Annotated in this window: 14 protein-coding genes and 1 riboswitch; of the genes, 5 read left to right on the top strand and 9 right to left on the bottom strand. The window is 52.3% G+C overall.

Annotation, left to right across the window (positions count from 1 at the left end; all coding sequences use genetic code 11):
• Positions 1-44: 44 nt before the first annotated feature.
• From N8M53_RS11215 to leuA, 9 genes are all read right to left on the bottom strand, one after another.
• On the bottom strand, positions 45-1,049 hold the full coding sequence (locus N8M53_RS11215) for a GGDEF domain-containing protein (RefSeq protein ID WP_269578839.1): 1,005 nt from the start codon (positions 1,047-1,049) through the stop codon (positions 45-47).
• A 66-nt stretch (positions 1,050-1,115) separates the two neighbouring features.
• A complete protein-coding gene (thiQ, locus tag N8M53_RS11210) occupies positions 1,116-1,820 on the bottom strand; it encodes a thiamine ABC transporter ATP-binding protein (RefSeq protein WP_269578838.1) in 705 nt (234 codons plus the stop codon).
• A complete protein-coding gene (thiP, locus tag N8M53_RS11205) occupies positions 1,814-3,403 on the bottom strand; it encodes a thiamine/thiamine pyrophosphate ABC transporter permease (protein WP_269578837.1) in 1,590 nt (529 codons plus the stop codon). The genes thiQ and thiP overlap by 7 nt, the downstream gene beginning before the upstream one ends.
• 5 nt (positions 3,404-3,408) lie before the next feature.
• On the bottom strand, positions 3,409-4,404 hold the full coding sequence (gene thiB, locus N8M53_RS11200; RefSeq protein WP_269578836.1) for a thiamine ABC transporter substrate binding subunit: 996 nt from the start codon (positions 4,402-4,404) through the stop codon (positions 3,409-3,411).
• Positions 4,405-4,447: 43 nt separating this feature from the next.
• A riboswitch (TPP riboswitch) is annotated at positions 4,448-4,549 on the bottom strand.
• A gap of 38 nt (positions 4,550-4,587) precedes the next feature.
• Positions 4,588-5,379, bottom strand: coding sequence for a DUF547 domain-containing protein (locus tag N8M53_RS11195; protein WP_269578835.1), 792 nt, complete (start codon positions 5,377-5,379; stop codon positions 4,588-4,590).
• A gap of 149 nt (positions 5,380-5,528) precedes the next feature.
• Positions 5,529-6,131 (bottom strand): 3-isopropylmalate dehydratase small subunit, encoded by a 603-nt coding sequence (gene leuD, locus N8M53_RS11190; protein ID WP_269578834.1) that lies wholly within the window; start codon positions 6,129-6,131, stop codon positions 5,529-5,531.
• A 9-nt stretch (positions 6,132-6,140) separates the two neighbouring features.
• A complete protein-coding gene (leuC, locus tag N8M53_RS11185; protein WP_269578833.1) occupies positions 6,141-7,562 on the bottom strand; it encodes a 3-isopropylmalate dehydratase large subunit in 1,422 nt (473 codons plus the stop codon).
• Positions 7,563-7,583: 21 nt separating this feature from the next.
• Positions 7,584-8,678, bottom strand: a complete 1,095-nt coding sequence (gene leuB / locus N8M53_RS11180; protein ID WP_269578832.1) for a 3-isopropylmalate dehydrogenase — start codon at positions 8,676-8,678, stop codon at positions 7,584-7,586.
• A gap of 2 nt (positions 8,679-8,680) precedes the next feature.
• Positions 8,681-10,243, bottom strand: a complete 1,563-nt coding sequence (gene leuA, locus N8M53_RS11175; protein ID WP_269578831.1) for a 2-isopropylmalate synthase — start codon at positions 10,241-10,243, stop codon at positions 8,681-8,683.
• Positions 10,244-10,775: 532 nt separating this feature from the next.
• Between leuA and N8M53_RS11170 the strand changes: the two genes are divergently transcribed.
• The 5 genes from N8M53_RS11170 (at position 10,776) to ilvN (ending at position 17,034) form a co-directional block, all read left to right on the top strand.
• Positions 10,776-11,312, top strand: coding sequence for a phosphatase PAP2 family protein (locus tag N8M53_RS11170; protein ID WP_269578830.1), 537 nt, complete (start codon positions 10,776-10,778; stop codon positions 11,310-11,312).
• Between the two features lie 59 nt (positions 11,313-11,371).
• Positions 11,372-12,439 (top strand): MJ1255/VC2487 family glycosyltransferase, encoded by a 1,068-nt coding sequence (locus tag N8M53_RS11165; protein ID WP_269578829.1) that lies wholly within the window; start codon positions 11,372-11,374, stop codon positions 12,437-12,439.
• Between the two features lie 173 nt (positions 12,440-12,612).
• Complete coding sequence (locus N8M53_RS11160) at positions 12,613-14,400, top strand: AMP-dependent synthetase/ligase (protein ID WP_269578828.1); 1,788 nt, start codon at positions 12,613-12,615, stop codon at positions 14,398-14,400.
• A gap of 418 nt (positions 14,401-14,818) precedes the next feature.
• On the top strand, positions 14,819-16,537 hold the full coding sequence (locus N8M53_RS11155) for an acetolactate synthase 3 large subunit (protein WP_269578827.1): 1,719 nt from the start codon (positions 14,819-14,821) through the stop codon (positions 16,535-16,537).
• The gene (ilvN, locus tag N8M53_RS11150; RefSeq protein WP_021023377.1) at positions 16,537-17,034 is read left to right on the top strand and encodes an acetolactate synthase small subunit; all 498 of its coding nucleotides are present in this window, start codon (positions 16,537-16,539) and stop codon (positions 17,032-17,034) included. The genes N8M53_RS11155 and ilvN overlap by 1 nt, the downstream gene beginning before the upstream one ends.
• Positions 17,035-17,065 lie beyond the last annotated feature (31 nt).

The following is a 17,065-nucleotide window of genomic DNA, read 5'->3' as shown; positions in this document are numbered from 1 at the left end:
GGATATCAGGTGGCGGTCATCAGGCCGCCACCTTTATCCAGAACCTAAAACAACTCAACATCGTCTTCGGCGACAAAGGTTTTGATCACCCCAGATTGCAGAAGATCGTCGTAAAAGGCGACGTGATTACGGCCGTTTTGTTTAGCGTGATAAAGCGCCTGATCGGCATTGCCTAAGATGGTGCTGGTACTCAGTTGCCCACGCTCAATCCGCGTTGCCCCCATGGAAATCGTCACGGTCTGAGCGGCACCAAAATCACGAGCGTTGACATTAGCAATAAAGGTATTGGCTTTTTGCTCCGCCATGGCGCGGGTACATGGCTGAAACAGCACCACAAATTCATCGCCACCATACCGGAACAAAGTATCTTGTGAGGAAAAAGTCTGACGCATCAGCGAGGCCAGTAACAAGATGACTTCGTCACCAAAAACATGGCCAAAGTTATCATTGATTTGCTTAAAGTGATCAACATCGAAAATACACACCCAAGGTGAGAGCGAGCTGTCGGTGTCACTGTCTGGCGTCACCTCGCTTTGCGCTAAGCGATCACAAATAAGATCCAGCTTTTTAGAGAGGACTTTACGATTAAATAAGCTGGTGAAACTATCACGCTCGCTGGCCATGATAATCTGCTGATAGTTCTCGTAAATACGCGTTAGCCCGGCGACTAATGCGCGTTGGTCTTTGCTCAGGCTTTTAGCGCGACCGCATAAAATACCACTGACCCCATCTTCCTTCTCGTAATAAATGGGAACGGCAACCAATACATGATCATCCGTATGGTGGTGGGTGACCGCTTGTGTCGCCAGGCACTCATCAAGCAGGGCATCAATTTGATGAATGTTTTCTTGCTGAAACGCACTGTTGTCATTGGTGCCGAGGACAGTAAAGGCAGGCTGCATATCACCGCAGTAATCAAGCAGTACCACTTCGCTAACTGGGGTAAGCTCGGTAATTGAGGTCAGCAAGCTTTTGGTGATCGCGTCGACTTCCGTTTTAGCGGTGAAATCGACAATGGAGTCGAGGATTTGAATGCTGCTGGCGGCCACAAGGCGCCTCCTTGGAATCTTCCGTGTTTTCCTTAGTATAGAAGGCAATCAAAGTGGTGCCACCCATTACTCATCATCCATCTTGCCCATATAACCTTGCATTATCGTGGGTGGGGTCTTGAGCGCTTCGACAGGACAATGCAGACGGACTTGTCCGTTATCCAAATAAAGAAATTCAGAGGCAATGGCTTGAGCATCTTCGGGATGATGAGTCACCATTACCACCGTTGTGCCTTGCTCTTGAGCGGTACGTTTGACCAGTGCCAGCATGTCCTTTTTTAGCGCAGGGTCGAGCGCTGAAAAGGGCTCATCGAGCAGTAATAAAGGCTGGTTACGTGCGATGCTTCTACCCAGCGCGATGCGTTGGCGTTGGCCGCCCGACAGTTGACCAGGCAGCCGTGACAGATAGTCAGTTAAACCGACAGCGTGGGCTGCACGGTGAATGCTGTCACGTTGGGAGGCGGTAAGCTTCAGTGATGGCGATAAACCTATCGCCATATTGTCGAATACTGACAAATGGGTAAAGACATTGTGCTCTTGAAACAAGATAGACAGGGGCCGTTGATGCGCGGGGGTTGTTGTTACTGGCTTGCCATTAATAGCAATCTCGCCACTGTCTGGGGCAATCAATCCGGCAATCAAGGATAACAAGGTGCTCTTGCCCACTCCGCTGGGGCCGAGCACAGCAACAATCTCCCCCGGCGCTATTTTGGCATCAAAGGTCATCCAATCTTGCTGGTAACGATAGTGGACATTAGAAAGTGTCAGCATGCTTGTCTCCATTGGATAAGACGTGTAAGCAGGGCATAACACCCTAAACTTGTGAGCAGCAATAGCATCGCCGCGGCAGCGCCGGCTTCCATTTGGTAACTGCCCATTAAGCGGAATAAATACAAGGGCAGAGTTTGAAAGTTTTGGCTGCCAAACAGAGCTATCGCACTGAGATCACCCATCGATAACACAAAACTCACCGCGACACCGCGCGCAATAGGTGCACGCAAACAGTCCCACTCAATCAGACGTAGACGCGTGATGCCTCTTACGCCTAAGGTGGCGCACAGATTATGGTAAGACTGGGCAACTTGAAACGCGGGAGCACTTAATACTTTTATGAGATAAGGCAGCGCCATCAGGGCATTCACGGCCATTACCAGCCACAGCGCCAAGCTGAATACGTCGCTAAACTGGCGAAACAGCAAAAAAAGCCCGGTACTGAGGACAATGCTCGGCACCACCAAAATAATCGCCCCGAGGGTTTCTATGCCGTCCGCCTGTTTTTTGCGGCCGTGTAAGCGCCAGTGGCGGCTAGCGAGGATCACCGCGGCTGCGAGCACGAAGGCAAAGCTGGTTGCCCCAAAGGCAATGGCGAGCGAGTGCAATGTTGCCTGCCACAGTGCGCTATCGCCGAGCACAGCTAATGCGCTGGGGTTTAGCCCCCTTGCAATCACCACACCCAGTGGCGGTAACACCAGTAGCAAAACGAGGCCAATCCAAAGGCCATCCCAACACTTGGCCGCGCGGCTATCCAAAGACGCAGGCAGCGGCAGCACTTCGCTGGGCGTACTCGGCAGCGGGCGCGTTAACGTTTGCACGGTAAATGCGATGGCGCCACACAACAGCATTTGCCACAGCGCGAGGACAGCGCCCGTTTGCAAATCGAAATCAAAATGAATGGCTTGGTAAATGGCCAGCTCGATGGTGGTGGCTTTGGGCCCGCCACCCAGTGCCATGACAGTCGCGAAGCTGGTAAAGCACAACATAAACACCAGCCCGATGATGTGAGGCAAGCTTTGGCGTAAATACGGCCATTCTAGGTGCTTAAAGCGCTGCCAGCCTTTCAGCCCTAGCTGGGTAGCAAGACGACGCTGATCAGCGGGGATCCCTTCTAAAGCTTGCACCATGAGTTGGGCAGAAAAAGGCAGATTAAAAAACACATGAGCGAGCAAAATGCCACTTAAACCATAAATAGAAAACGGCATAGCCGCATCGAATTGCGCGAAGGCTTGCGCTATCCAGCCGCTGCGGCCATAGATGGCAACCAAGCCAAATACCCCCACCAACACCGGTAGCACCAAGGTCATGGCGAACAGCTTAAGTAGCCACGCTTTGGCTGGAAACTGTCGGCGAGACAGTGCATGGGCGACGGGTATCGCAAGCCCAACGCTGAGCACCACAGATAAGGTCGCCTGCTTAAAGCTAAAGTAGGTGACATGGCGCAGGTAGGTATCTTGCCACAACGCGGTAAGCGCTAGGTCGTGGCTGTGAGAGAACAGCGCCCAGAGTGCGCTGCCAATCAAAACCACGACTAAGCTGGCCGCAATACTGCCCGGCCAGGTTCGAGAGGGATTGAGCATGGAGGCTATTCAACCAGCGCGGTTTGCCAGTCACGCACCCATTGCTGGCGATTGCCCATCACTTCATCAGGCTGATACAGCAAGCTCTCTTGCGGTTTGTCCAAGGTGTAAAAGGCATCAGGCAGGTTGACATCGGTGACCGGATACATCCACTGAGTGGTTGGGATCACAGACTGTGCCGCATCACTGAGCATAAATTGTAAAAACGCGTCTGCACGTTCCGGTTGATCGGTATAGGCTGATTTAGCGGCCACTTCGATTTGCATGTAGTGGCCTTCTTCAAACATGGCGGCGGCAAAGCGATCGTCATCATCGGCAACCAGGTGATAGGCTGGCGAGGTGGTATAAGAGAGCACCATGTCGGCTTCTTTGTTCAGGAACATGTTGTACGCTTCGGTCCAGCCTTTGGTCACAGTGATGGTGTTGTCAGCCAGTTCGCGCCATGCTTGTTGATTATTATCGCCGTATACTTTTTGGATCCAAAGCATTAGCCCTTGGCCGACCGTTGATACGCGCGGATCTTGGTAAATCACACTGATGTCGTCACGCTCCTCAATCAAGGCTTTGAGGCTTTTAGGCGGATCGAGTAAACGCGTGGTGTCATACACAAAGGCAAAGTAGCCGTAATCGTAAGGGATAAAGTAGTTGTTATCCCAACCGCCAGGCACTTGCAGGCGCTCAGTATTGACCGCGTGCTCAGCGACAATGCCGCTACGCTCGGCTTCTTTCATTAAATTGGTATCCATACCCAGCACGATATCGGCTTTGGTGGTTTCCCCTTCAATGCGCAGGCGATTGAGCAAAGCGGCGCCATCGTCGAGAGACACGAATTCAAGTTGGCAATCGCATTGCTGTTCAAACTTCGCTTTAATTTTGGGTCCTGCCCCCCATTCGGCGATAAAGGAGTCATAGGTATACACAGTCAGTGGGTCCGCGGCACGGGCACCCAGTGATAGCAAGGATAAAGAAACCAGAGTGAGAACCGAGGTAAAAACTTTCACAGCACGCTCCTAAGTTGGGCGTGGGTGTTGAGGCAAGTTGATGGCAACATCAAGTCTCAATCCCTACGCCAGTGTTAGCTGGATCAGGTTCGATGGGTCTAGCGCATTGCGCAATCTCAGCCGTGAGGCTCCCCAATGAGTACGAGGCCATTGTACTGATTGGCTTAGGGTTAACCAAGCCTTTTAGTTGCCGAGTTGGTTAAGATCCCAGTTGTAGTCGTATTCCAATATTGCCTCTTGTGGCAATGGAATATCGCGATACTGGTTTATGTGAGCGATCACGCCTTGCTTATCGCCACCAAAGTCAGCTTCAAACCATTCATAAATTGAGGAGAGTTGCCATTTTTTTCCTTGCTGACTCACGCCTTTATCACTGTTAATGAAGGTATAGGCGGCTTGCTCGAGCTGTGCCTCAAGCGCGTTTGCTTGGAAGGCCTTGGGTTGCAGGTTTGGGCAACCTAAACTGGCACAGTTGACCGCATAGTGGGTACGCGGGTCTTGCCAGAGCGGGCGCAAAATACGGTGCTCAATATCATTCAAGGTAAGGGGCTCACCTGCCACCGTGACCACTTCATCATCCCAAGGGCCAAAGCTAAATAACCCACCGAGTTTGGTGATCGAACTGACCGGATAGGCCTCCAAAATCAGCGTCACGGTGACCGCATTGTAAAGGTTGACCCAATACGCGTATTGCTCGTCTTTGGTCAGCGTGCGAGGGTCGCGCGCGGTGAGCATGCGGATATAATGATCGAGAGCCTTCTTGTCAGCCTCGGTGACCGCCGCATAGTTAAATAAGGTGTGTTGCCCCTGAGGTTGCAAATACTTATCCAGTAATACTTGCCAGCTGTGATGAGTGAAGGTCGCCTGGCTGTCAGGGTTATGCGCATCCCACATCGCCCAATACTCTGCTTTGGGAGCCGCTTGGCTAAACAGCGGAAAAACCAAACAGAATAGAAGTATCAAACGTTTTTGCATTGCCCGTCCTTATTTTCAGCAAGCCTTCTTTTCAGACTAGACCAAGCGAATGCGTTGTTTGTTTCATGCTGAATGGAAAAAAGTGGGGTGTGACCAATAAGCGCGAAGAAGATCGCGCTTATCGGTGGCATGGGCGTAAAGGGGGTGACTTATGACAAAAAGTCCGGGATGCGTTGCTCAAAGCGTGAGATGTCAGCGTCGTGCTGAAGCGTGAGGCCAATGCTATCTAACCCCTCCAACAAGCAATGACGGCGAAAATCATCCATCTGGAAGCTAAAGCAGTGTTCACCGGCACGGATGGTTTGGGCGGGCAAGTCGAGGGTTACCGTCGCGCCTTCATTTTCGGCCACATACGCAAATAAAGCATCGATTTGGCCTTCTTCAAGGGTCACCGGCACCATTTGGTTATTGATGCAGTTGCCATAGAAAATATCGGCAAAACTGGGGGCGATAATCACTTTAAAGCCGTAATCATCCAGTGCCCAAGGAGCATGTTCGCGTGACGAGCCACAGCCAAAGTTTTCGCGGGTGAGTAACACGCTCGCCCCTTGGTAGCGCGCTTGATTGAGCACAAACTCAGGGTTCGGTTGCTTGCCCGCATCGTCTAAAAAGCGCCAATCGTGAAACAGGTGCTGACCAAAGCCAGTACGGGTGACTTTTTGCAAAAACTGTTTAGGGATGATCGCATCGGTATCGACGTTTGCCGCATCCAATGGGGCAACAATGCCGGTGTGAGTGTGTATGCCTGACATAAGGCCTCCTTATAATTGGTTAACGTCGACAAAGTGACCGGCGATAGCAGCGGCGGCGGCCATCGCAGGGCTGACCAAGTGGGTGCGGCCTTCACGGCCTTGGCGGCCTTCAAAGTTACGGTTGCTGGTGGACGCACAGCGCTCTTTGGGGCCTAAGCGATCGTTGTTCATCGCCAAACACATTGAGCAGCCGGGCAAGCGCCACTCAAAGCCCGCTTCGCGAAAAATCACATCCAGCCCTTCTTGCTCTGCTTGTGCGCGCACTTGCTCGGAGCCAGGTACCACCATGGCATGCACACCCTCTGCCACACGCCGCCCTTTAGCGACCGCGGCGGCTGCGCGCATGTCTTCAATCCGTGAGTTGGTGCAAGAGCCAATAAAGACCTTATCAATGCTGATTTGGTTAATGGCTTGCCCAGGTGTCAGTCCCATGTACTTTAAGGCTCGCTCAGCCGAGTGGCGCTCTATCGGGTCGGTCATGCTCTCTGGAGCAGGCACGCTATCATGCACACTGACCACTTGGCCGGGGTTGGTGCCCCATGTGACTTGATGATGGATTTGACTGCCATCGAGGGTGACCACGCGATCAAAGTGCGCATCGGCATCTGAGTGCAAGGTTTGCCAATACGCAACGGCTTGCTGCCATTGCTCGCCTTTAGGGGCAAATTTTTTGTCTTTTAGGTAGGCAAAGGTGGTGTCATCCGGCGCGATCAGGCCAGCTTTGGCACCTAATTCGATGGCCATGTTGCACACCGTCATTCGCCCTTCCATCGACAAGGCAGTGATGGCGTCCCCGCAAAACTCCACCACATGCCCGGTGCCGCCGGCATGACCGACCTTGCCAATAATCGCAAGGACAATATCTTTGGCAGTGATCCCGGGGGCCGTTTTGCCCGTGACTTCAATTTTCATCGTGCGGGCGCGGGATTGCTTGAGTGTTTGGGTGGCCAGTACGTGTTCGACTTCTGAGGTGCCAATACCAAAGGCGAGGGAGCCGAAGGCACCGTGGGTTGCGGTGTGCGAATCACCACAGACGATGGTGGTGCCGGGCAGGGTAATGCCAAGCTCGGGGCCCATTACATGCACAATGCCTTGGTAAGGGTGATTTAAGTCGTACAGGGTGACACCGAACTCTTCACAGTTTTTGGCTAAGGTTTCCATTTGGATACGCGCCATTTCCCCTGACGCGTTAATGTCTTTGGTTTCGGTGGAGACATTGTGATCCATGGTGGCGAAGGTTTTGCTCACTTGGCGTACCGGACGCCCTTTTTCACGCAGGCCATCAAAGGCTTGTGGTGAGGTCACTTCGTGCACCAAATGACGGTCGATATACAGCAGCGGCGCTTCACCTGGCTGCTCGGTGACCACATGGGCTTGATAGATTTTTTCATACAAGGTCTTGGCGCCTTGCTGGGTGTTTGCATTCGACATAGCTCGTATCCTTACGGGTAATTATTCTGCGCCTTGGCGGATATAGGCGGCGATACGATCGCCCATTTGTTCGGTACTCAATGCGGGGCTGTTACCCGCTAGATCGGCGGTCAACTCACCGGCCGCCAGCGCTTGGCTGACTGCATGCTCAATCGCGCAGGCTGCGTCTTCCTCGCCTAACGAGTAGCGCAACATGAGCGCGGCGGAGAGAATTTGTGCCACTGGGTTGGCGATATTTTTACCCGCGATATCGGGGGCAGAGCCGCCGGCGGGTTCATACAAACCAAATTTACTCGCGTTCAAGCTCGCGGATGGCAGCATGCCCATTGAGCCGGTGATCATGGCGCACTCATCGGAGATGATGTCGCCGAAAATATTCGAGCACAGCATCACATCAAATTGCGACGGGTCTTTAATCAGCTGCATGGTGGCGTTGTCGATATACATATGGCTTAAGCGGACATCCGGATAGTCCTTTGCCACCTCTTCTACCACCTCACGCCACAGCATCGAGCTTTGCAGCACATTGGCTTTATCGATTGAGCACACGTGTTTGTTGCGAAGCTGGGCCGATTGGAAGGCAATGCGGGCGATACGCTCAATTTCATAGCGATGATAGACTTCCGTATCAAACGCTTTTTCCTCGCGGCCTTCGCCTTCACGCCCTTTGGGCTCACCAAAGTAAATCCCACCGGTTAGCTCTCGCACCACTACGATATTAAAGCCTTGGTCGGCAATGTCGGCGCGCAGCGGGCAAAAGCCTTCGAGGCCGGTATGGATTTGAGCCGGGCGCAAGTTACAAAACAGACCAAAATGTTTGCGCAATGGCAGCAAGGCCCCGCGCTCCGGTTGCTCGGTTGGCGGTAAATGCTCCCACTTGGGGCCGCCGACTGAGCCAAATAAAATTGCATCCGCTTTTTCACAGCCAGCCAAGGTGTGTGCGGGCAGCGGTGAGCCATGGGCATCAATCGCGGCACCACCCACAGGATAATGCTGACGCTCCAAGGTGAGTGAGAATCGCTCACTCACCGCATCAAGCACTTTCTCGGCTTGAGTCATCACTTCGGGGCCGATACCGTCACCGGGCAAAATAGCAATCTGATGTGCGCTGGCCATGGTTATACTGTCTCCTGTTTTAAGTGGGATTGTTCCTTAATCTGGGCGATTTTGTCGGCGCGATAAATGGCATTGATCACGTGCAATAGCGCTTCACCTGAGGCCTCGATGATGTCGGTCGACACCCCGGTGCCGTGATATTTACGGCCTTTGTAGTTGGCAATGATGTCGGCTTGGCCGAGACCATCTTCCCCTTCCCCTTTGGCGGTTAGATCGAATTTATCCAGTTCAATGTCGTAGCCAGTAATGCGGTAGATGCACTGATAAAGGGCATCGACGGGGCCGTTACCAATCGCCGCTTCGCGTTTTTCTTCGTCGCCACATTGCAACTTGATGCTGGTGGTCGCCATTAGGCTGCCCGATTGCACGCCCAAATAGTTGAGCTTGTAGAAGTCGTCCTCTTCTTTGAGGTTGTTGAAGAACATCAAGGCTTCTAAATCGTAATCGAACACCTGGCCTTTGCGATCCGCCAGTTGCAAGAAAGATTGATACAAGGTGTCTAAATCGTAGTCTTGTTCGTCGTAGCCAAGGTTATCCATGTGGCTTTTCACCGCGGCACGGCCGGAACGGCTGGTCAAATTCAGCGCCTTTTTGCCCAAACCAATCGACTCTGGGGTCATGATCTCGTAGGTATTTTTGTTTTTCAGCATGCCGTCTTGGTGAATGCCGGAGGAGTGGCTAAAGGCATTGGCACCGACCACGGCTTTATTGGGTTGGATAGGCATGTTGCAAAGCTGACTAACCAGTTTGCTGGTGCGGGCAATTTCGGTGTGGTTCAATCCTGTCTCCACGCCTAACAAGTCAGCGCGCGTTTTCAAGATCATCGCAATCTCTTCCAGCGCGCAGTTACCGGCACGCTCACCGATGCCATTAATCGTGCCTTCCACTTGGCGGGCGCCAGCTTGCACCGCGGCAATAGAGTTGGCGACCGACATCCCCAAGTCATCATGACAATGGACAGAGATCACGGCTTTATCGATATTCGGCACGCGGTTAAACAAGGTCGCAATGATATTGCCGAATTCACTCGGCACTGTGTAACCCACCGTATCGGGAATATTGACGGTGGTCGCACCGGCATCAATCGCCGCTTCGACCATACGGCACAAGTTATCTATTGGGGTGCGCCCGGCATCTTCGCAGGAAAACTCCACATCGTCCGTGTATTGGCGCGCATGCTTGACGGCGCGTACTCCCATCTCGACCACGTCATCGTAGCTGCGGCGAAGCTTATCTTTTACATGAATGGTTGAGGTGGACAAAAAGGTGTGGATACGAAAGGCGTCAGCGGCTTTGAGGGATTCGGCGGCCACATCGATATCTTTGGGCACGGCGCGAGACAAGGCACAGACGCGAGCATGTTGCATGTGCTCAGCAATGGTGCGCACGGATTCAAAATCGCCCGGTGAGGAGACCGGAAAACCAGCTTCAATAATGTCTATTTTCAAGCGGTCCAAGGCTTGGGCGATCTGCAATTTCTCTTTGACGGTTAAACTTGCTGACAGCGCCTGCTCGCCGTCGCGTAAGGTGGTATCAAACAGAATGACTTGGCTGTTCTCGCTCATGGGTGACTCCCTGTTGTGTTTGCTTGGCCGCTTTGAAGGGCTCTTTAATTGGTGCTTGATGTTATTTTGGCGACGTTAGATACAAAAAAACCCGCGTCTGGCGCGGGTTTTTGAGATTTGGCATTCACTGTTTTCTGCCCAAAACCTACCCGCGCGACTGGGTCACGATAAGGAGGAGGATGAGGCGTAGGTGAAACAGTGTCATGCTGATGTCCGTCAGTAAATATTCTGTTACCAGAAATAACAGAGCGATGGGGAAAGCGTCAATCTGAAAAAAACAAAACCCGTTTTCTGCGCAATACAAAGGTAAAAAACTGGTTAATTAAACTGGTTTTAAAACTAAAAGTTAGATTTTTGTGCTGTGCTCTGGCGCGGCTTTGTCCAGTCTTCATTATTTTTATATGTCCCAACGTACCTGACCTCAAGCGGCGACGGGGCGAAGTAAATTCATCGAGATGACCCAATAACGTCACCGACCTGTCATACCCGCTGGCTAGAGTTTAACCATCAGCTCGCCGCATTGGGAGGCAGGATGAGAAGCTTTACCGCGATTCAACGCTTCGACCACACGGTATCGACACTGTGTTTATCTCACCGCTTTAGCGCTGACACAGCGAAAATAGCCCGTGCTGTTTCCCGTTCAGGTGACGGACCTCTCTATCTGGTGATTGGCTTCACGGCTTGGTGGCTTCATGAGGCGGTCGGGCTCTGGTTTTTGCTCACAGGACTGACGGCTTTTGCCATCGAACTCCCGATTTATTGGGTACTTAAACGTAGTTTTCGGCGCGCACGTCCTTCGCAGTTGCCGGCCTTTATCACGCCTTCCGATCTTTACAGTATGCCATCAGGCCACACCGCCGCCGCTTTTCTCATGGCCTCATTGCTGAGCACCTTCTTTCCTTCGTTAACCTTTTTGGTGTTCATCTGGGCCAGCCTAATCGGTATTTCGCGCGTGTTACTGGGCGTGCACTTTGTAAGCGATATCGTGGTTGGCGCTGGGTTAGGGCTGATGTGCGCGACGTTGGCACACAGTATCACTTTCGATCTATACGGAATAACAGGTATTTAATGAAGCTTTTATACGGTGTTCAGGGAACCGGTAACGGGCATATATCACGAGCCCGCGCCATGGCTCGTGCCTTGGCAGGGTACAATGTCGAGGTCGATTTTATTTTTTCTGGGCGGCCAGCCGAGCGTTATTTCGATATGGCGGCATTTGGTGACTATCGCACGTTTACCGGGATGAGCTTTGTCAGCCGTGATGGCAAAATTGATATGCTCGCCACCGCGCGACACAATCGTTTCACACAGCTACGACGTGATATTCGCCAGCTTGATGTATCAGGCTACGATAAGGTGATTTCTGATTTTGAGCCCATCAGTGCGTGGGCGGCGCGCCGGCAAGGCGTGCCATCGGTGGCCATCAGCCACCAAGCGGCGTTTTCTCATGCGGTGCCCAAACATGGGGAAACGCTGATCAATCGCATTATCATGCGTTATTTTGCGCCAACCGACTATGCCATTGGCTTGCATTGGTATCACTTTAATCAACCGATTTTACCCCCGATTATTGATGCGCCTGCAGCGGCTAACGCGGTGGCATCGCCCGATTCGGAGAGGGCAGTGCTGGTGTATCTCCCCTTTGAATCTTTATCTGCAGTCAGTGAGCTACTGTTGCGCTTTAGCCAACCTTTTATCTGCTTTCACCCCGAGGTTAATGCGCCTTACCAGCGTGAAAACCTCATGCTCATGCCCTTAGGCAAAGAAAGCTTTCACACGGCGCTGCATCAGTGCCAGGGCGTGATCGCCAATGGGGGATTTGAACTCCCATCGGAAGCGTTAAGTTTAGGGAAAAAGCTCCTTTTAAAACCATTGTCTGGTCAGTTTGAACAGTTGAGTAATGTCGCAACACTTTCTCAGCTTGGGCTAGCACACAGTATGGATAGCTTGAATGCGAGCGCGGTACGTGAATGGTTGCAGGCACCGGCCGTGGGCGCGATTGGGTACCCAGATGTTGCCCAAGCATTGGCGGAATGGCTGGTAAAAGGGGAGCTAAGCCAAACACGTAGCCTGTTTCACCATCTATGGGCTCAGGTTGACTATCCAGAAACCGTTGAGGAGTCGATTTTGGACTTTAATCGCTCATCAATGCGCATGAACCCGCACCCACTTAGGTTGCAGCGCTTGATTCGGTAGCGCGATATGCGGCGCACGCGTCGATTAGCCACTTTCACAAGGCTGAATCACGTTTTTACATTTTCGCTAGAGCATTCACTCAATTTCTCTTGAGTTTGATGGTGCGCTCGGTAAACTCGCTGTCATTATTGAGCGTACATGTGTTCGCCAAACGGCGAGCCAAGAGAGACTCCGTGAACACCCAAAACCATATCGTCACGCGCATCCGCGAGCAGATTGCCGGCCAGAATGAACGCGAAGCTATCCGCTTCCAACAAGACACGCAATGGATAAGCATTAGTTGGCGCCAGCTAGGCGAACGCATCGATCAGCTATCACGCTGCTTACTCAAAGCCGGCTGTCAGGTGCAGCAAACCGTCGCCATTTTTGCGCCGAACAGCGAAAAATGGGCAATGTTGGACTACGCCGCGTTGCAAATTCGCGCCGTGCCGGTGCCGATTTACGCAACTAGCACCGCCCAGCAAGCCGCACTCATTATCAATGATGCGGACGTGCAATGGATTTTTGCCGGTGACGAGCAACTAGAGAGCGCGGTTGCTGCCCTTGAACACTGTCCCAATGTCAAAGGGGTGGTTGCCCTCAACCAAGAAACGGCGGTTCCCGCGCATCCCAAGGTGTGGGATTGGGCTAGTTGGCTATTGCAAGATGATCGCAGCTATCAAGCCGAGTTAGATGCGCGCATTGATGCACGATGCATGGACGATTTGACCACTTTGATTTATACCTCCGGCACCACCGGCGATCCTAAAGGGGTGATGCTGGATTATGCCAACATCGCGGCGCAGTTGGAGGTGCACGATCAAGTATTGGCATTGAGAGCGGATGATGTGTCCTTGGCCTTTTTGCCGCTTTCTCATGTGTTTGAGCGCGCATGGAGTTATTACGTCCTTCATCGTGGGGCGGTCAATTGCTATCTCTCCAACCCGCTTCAGGTGCGTGATGCATTGGCCGAGGTCAAACCGACGGTAATGTGTGCGGTACCGCGTTTTTATGAAAAAATCCATGGCGCTATCCACGACAAACTCAGTCGGGCCACCGGCATTAAACCGCATTTGTTCCGTTGGGCGCTGCGCCAAGGCGAGCGTCATGCTGCTCAGTTACGCGCTGGCCAATCACCGTCGCGACGGCAACAATGGCAAGTAGCGTTGGCCGACAAGCTGGTACTGAGTAAGTTGCGTGCGCTATTGGGTGGCAAGATGCGCTTGATGCCATGCGGTGGGGCGCGTCTTGACCCTGACATTGGTGCGTTTTTCCATGCCATAGGCATTAACGTCAAGCTCGGCTATGGTATGACCGAAACTACCGCCACGGTTTCTTGTTGGGACGATACGCGCTTTGATCCTCACTCGATTGGTTACCCGATGCCAGGGGCGGAGGTGCGCATTGGGGCGGAGGATGAAATTCAAGTTCGCGGGCCAATGGTGATGCGGGGTTACTTTAATCAGCCTGATGCGACTGCCGCCACCTTTACCGAGGATGGTTTTTTGAAAACCGGTGATGCGGGGTATCTCGATGCCAAGGGCAACGTGTTTATTACCGACCGAATCAAAGAGTTGATGAAAACCTCTGGTGGTAAGTACATCGCGCCACAGCGGGTAGAAGGCGCTTTGGTGCGCGATCATTTTATTGATCAGATTGCGGTGGTGGCCGAGGCGCGTCATTTTGTATCGGCCTTGATTGTGCCTTGTTTCGATGCCTTAGAAGACTGGGCGCGGGCGGCCAATATCGAATATCAAAATCGCAAAGAGCTGCTAAAACACGCCGATGTGGTGGCCTTGTTTGAAAAGCGTTTGCAGAGTTTGCAACATGAATTGGCCAAATTTGAGCAAGTCAAACGCTTCACCTTGTTGCCACAGGGCTTTTGCATGCACAGTGGCGAGCTCACGCCGACCATGAAACTGCGCCGCAAAGTGATCCTTTCACGTTACCAACACCACATTGACACCATGTATCAGCCTTAGTCGTGGTGCGTTAAAGCGGGGGAAGATTTCTCATGGCTGAGAATCTTCCTTTGTTTCCGTTATTTTTATGCCTTTTCCTCCTTTTCCCTTCCCACGCCTGGATAGCAAATCTGGCAAAGTGGCGATTTTATAGTGGATATTTCCAATTTTCTGCCCCGTGATCAGCGTAAACCAGCAACATTCACTCAACATTTAGATTAAAAATGTAAATACTGGTTAGCTAATAGACAGTTTTGCAAATAAAACGTTACATTGATTGCAGCTTCATCCGAAGCAAGCCAAGTGACAATCTAACGCCGCCTTACCGCCAGTATTTGGTATAGATGCCCGCGTGGTGAGTGACCACCAGTACATCCAAGAGTAAGGGGCAAGATTAGGCTAAAAGTAAGTCCTAACTATGCGAACAGGGAGGCGTAGAGTGGAAATGTTATCCGGTGCCGAGATGATCGTGCGATCCATGATCGATCAAGGCGTAAAACATATTTTTGGCTATCCAGGCGGGTCGGTGCTGGATATTTACGACGCATTACACGAAAAAAGTGATATCGACCATGTGTTGGTGCGCCACGAACAAGCCGCCGTGCACATGGCTGATGGTTACGCACGTGCCACGGGTGAAGTGGGGGTGGTGCTAGTCACTTCAGGCCCAGGGGCAACCAATGCGATTACCGGTATTGCCACCGCGTACATGGACTCGATCCCCATGGTGGTTTTTTCTGGCCAAGTCATGAGCGGCCTGATTGGCAATGATGCCTTCCAAGAATGCGACATGGTGGGGATCTCCCGCCCAGTGGTCAAACACAGCTTTTTAGTCCAGCGTGCCGAAGATATTCCCAATATTGTAAAAAAAGCTTTTTATCTTGCTGCGACAGGACGTCCCGGTCCTGTGGTGGTGGACATCCCCAAAGACATGCTGAACCCGGCGCAAAAGCATCCTTATCAGTACCCAGACAGTGTGCGTATGCGCTCTTATAACCCGACGACTTCGGGACACAAAGGGCAGATCAAACGTGGCTTAAAAGCGCTACTGGCAGCGAAAAAGCCAGTGCTGTATGTCGGTGGCGGTGCCATCATGGCCGACTGCGGCGAGCAAATCCGCCAATTATCAGAAAGCCTAAACATTCCGGTAGTCAGCACCTTGATGGGGCTGGGCGCGTTTCCCGGCACCCATGAACACTCACTAGGGATGCTGGGCATGCACGGCACCTACGAAGCGAACATGGCGATGCACCAAGCCGATCTCATTTTTGGTATTGGTGTCCGTTTTGACGATCGCACCACCAACAACTTAGAAAAATACTGCCCCGATGCCACCATCATGCACATTGATGTGGATCCTTCCAGCATCTCTAAAACCGTGGCCGCAGATATTCCCATCGTCGGCTCGGCGGATGCGGTATTAAATAGCATGCTCAAATTGCTAGTGGAGCAAGGTGGCAATAACGACAGCGATGCGATCAGCACCTGGTGGCACAATATTCAGATTTGGCGTGAGCGCCAATGCTTGCAATATGTCGCCGATCCTGAGCGGATTAAACCCCAGCAAGTGATTGAAACCTTGTATCGCCTCACCCATGGCGAGGCGTATGTGACCTCAGATGTCGGCCAGCACCAAATGTTTGCCGCACTCTATTATCCGTTTGATAAACCACGTCGTTGGATTAACTCCGGCGGCTTGGGCACCATGGGCTTTGGGCTACCTGCCGCCATGGGAGTCAAGTTCGCGCTGCCGGACGCACAGGTGGTATGTGTCACCGGTGATGGCAGTATTCAAATGAATATTCAGGAGCTCTCCACCGCACTGCAATATGATATCCCGGTGGTGATCGTTAACCTCAACAACCGTTTCCTCGGGATGGTGAAACAATGGCAGGATATGATTTATCAAGGCCGCCATTCGCACTCGTATATGGACTCGGTGCCGGACTTTGCTGCGATCACGGAGGCCTATGGTCATGTGGGGATGCGCATCAATCATCCTTCCGAGCTAGAAGCGGGCTTAGAAAAGGCGCTGGCGATGAAAGATCGCTTAGTGTTTGTCGATATCAATGTTGATGAGACCGAGCACGTGTATCCGATGCAGGTACGCGGTGGGGCGATGAATGAAATGTGGTTGAGCAAAACGGAGAGAACCTAATGCGCAGTATTGTATCGGTTTTAATGGAAAACGAGCCCGGTGCCTTGTCGCGCGTGGTGGGCTTATTCTCTCAGCGTGGCTACAACATTGAATCACTGACGGTGTCACCCACCGATGATGCGACCTTGTCGCGCTTAAATATCACCACGTCAGTGGTCAGCGACGCTGACCGCGAGCAAATCGAAAAGCACCTGCACAAGCTGATTGATGTGCTGAAAGTGAGCAATGTGACCGAGAGTGATCACATTGAGCGTGAACTGGCGTTGGTGAAAGTGAAAGCCAGTGGCTTTGCCCGCGCGGAGGTAAAACGCACCGCTGATATTTTCCGAGGGCAGATAGTAGATGTCACGAACTCGCTCTACACCGTGCAGTTAACGGGCGACAGTGACAAGTTGGATGCCTTTATTCGCGCGGTGGGTGAAATTACCGAGATCATTGAAGTTGCACGCAGTGGCGTGGTGGGCATTGCACGCGGCGAGCGAGCGTTGCGTCAGTAGCCAAAGCAACTCTTTGTGTTAGCAAAAATGG

Origin of the sequence: Salinivibrio kushneri, assembly GCF_027286325.1 — a bacterium.
Taxonomy (GTDB): domain Bacteria; phylum Pseudomonadota; class Gammaproteobacteria; order Enterobacterales; family Vibrionaceae; genus Salinivibrio; species Salinivibrio kushneri_A.
The sequence above is the reverse complement of the archived record's forward strand: the minus strand, read 5'-3'. Positions and strand labels throughout refer to the sequence as shown.

Coding starts and splice junctions, on each gene's coding strand:
- thiQ (WP_269578838.1), bottom strand. CDS start 1,820: ATGCTGACACTTTCTAATGTCCACTATCGTTACCAGCAAGATTGGATG.
- thiP (WP_269578837.1), bottom strand. CDS start 3,403: ATGCTCAATCCCTCTCGAACCTGGCCGGGCAGTATTGCGGCCAGCTTA.
- N8M53_RS11195 (WP_269578835.1), bottom strand. CDS start 5,379: ATGCAAAAACGTTTGATACTTCTATTCTGTTTGGTTTTTCCGCTGTTT.
- leuD (WP_269578834.1), bottom strand. CDS start 6,131: ATGTCAGGCATACACACTCACACCGGCATTGTTGCCCCATTGGATGCG.
- leuC (WP_269578833.1), bottom strand. CDS start 7,562: ATGTCGAATGCAAACACCCAGCAAGGCGCCAAGACCTTGTATGAAAAA.
- leuB (WP_269578832.1), bottom strand. CDS start 8,678: ATGGCCAGCGCACATCAGATTGCTATTTTGCCCGGTGACGGTATCGGC.
- leuA (WP_269578831.1), bottom strand. CDS start 10,243: ATGAGCGAGAACAGCCAAGTCATTCTGTTTGATACCACCTTACGCGAC.
- N8M53_RS11170 (WP_269578830.1), top strand. CDS start 10,776: ATGAGAAGCTTTACCGCGATTCAACGCTTCGACCACACGGTATCGACA.
- N8M53_RS11165 (WP_269578829.1), top strand. CDS start 11,372: ATGGCTCGTGCCTTGGCAGGGTACAATGTCGAGGTCGATTTTATTTTT.
- ilvN (WP_021023377.1), top strand. CDS start 16,537: ATGCGCAGTATTGTATCGGTTTTAATGGAAAACGAGCCCGGTGCCTTG.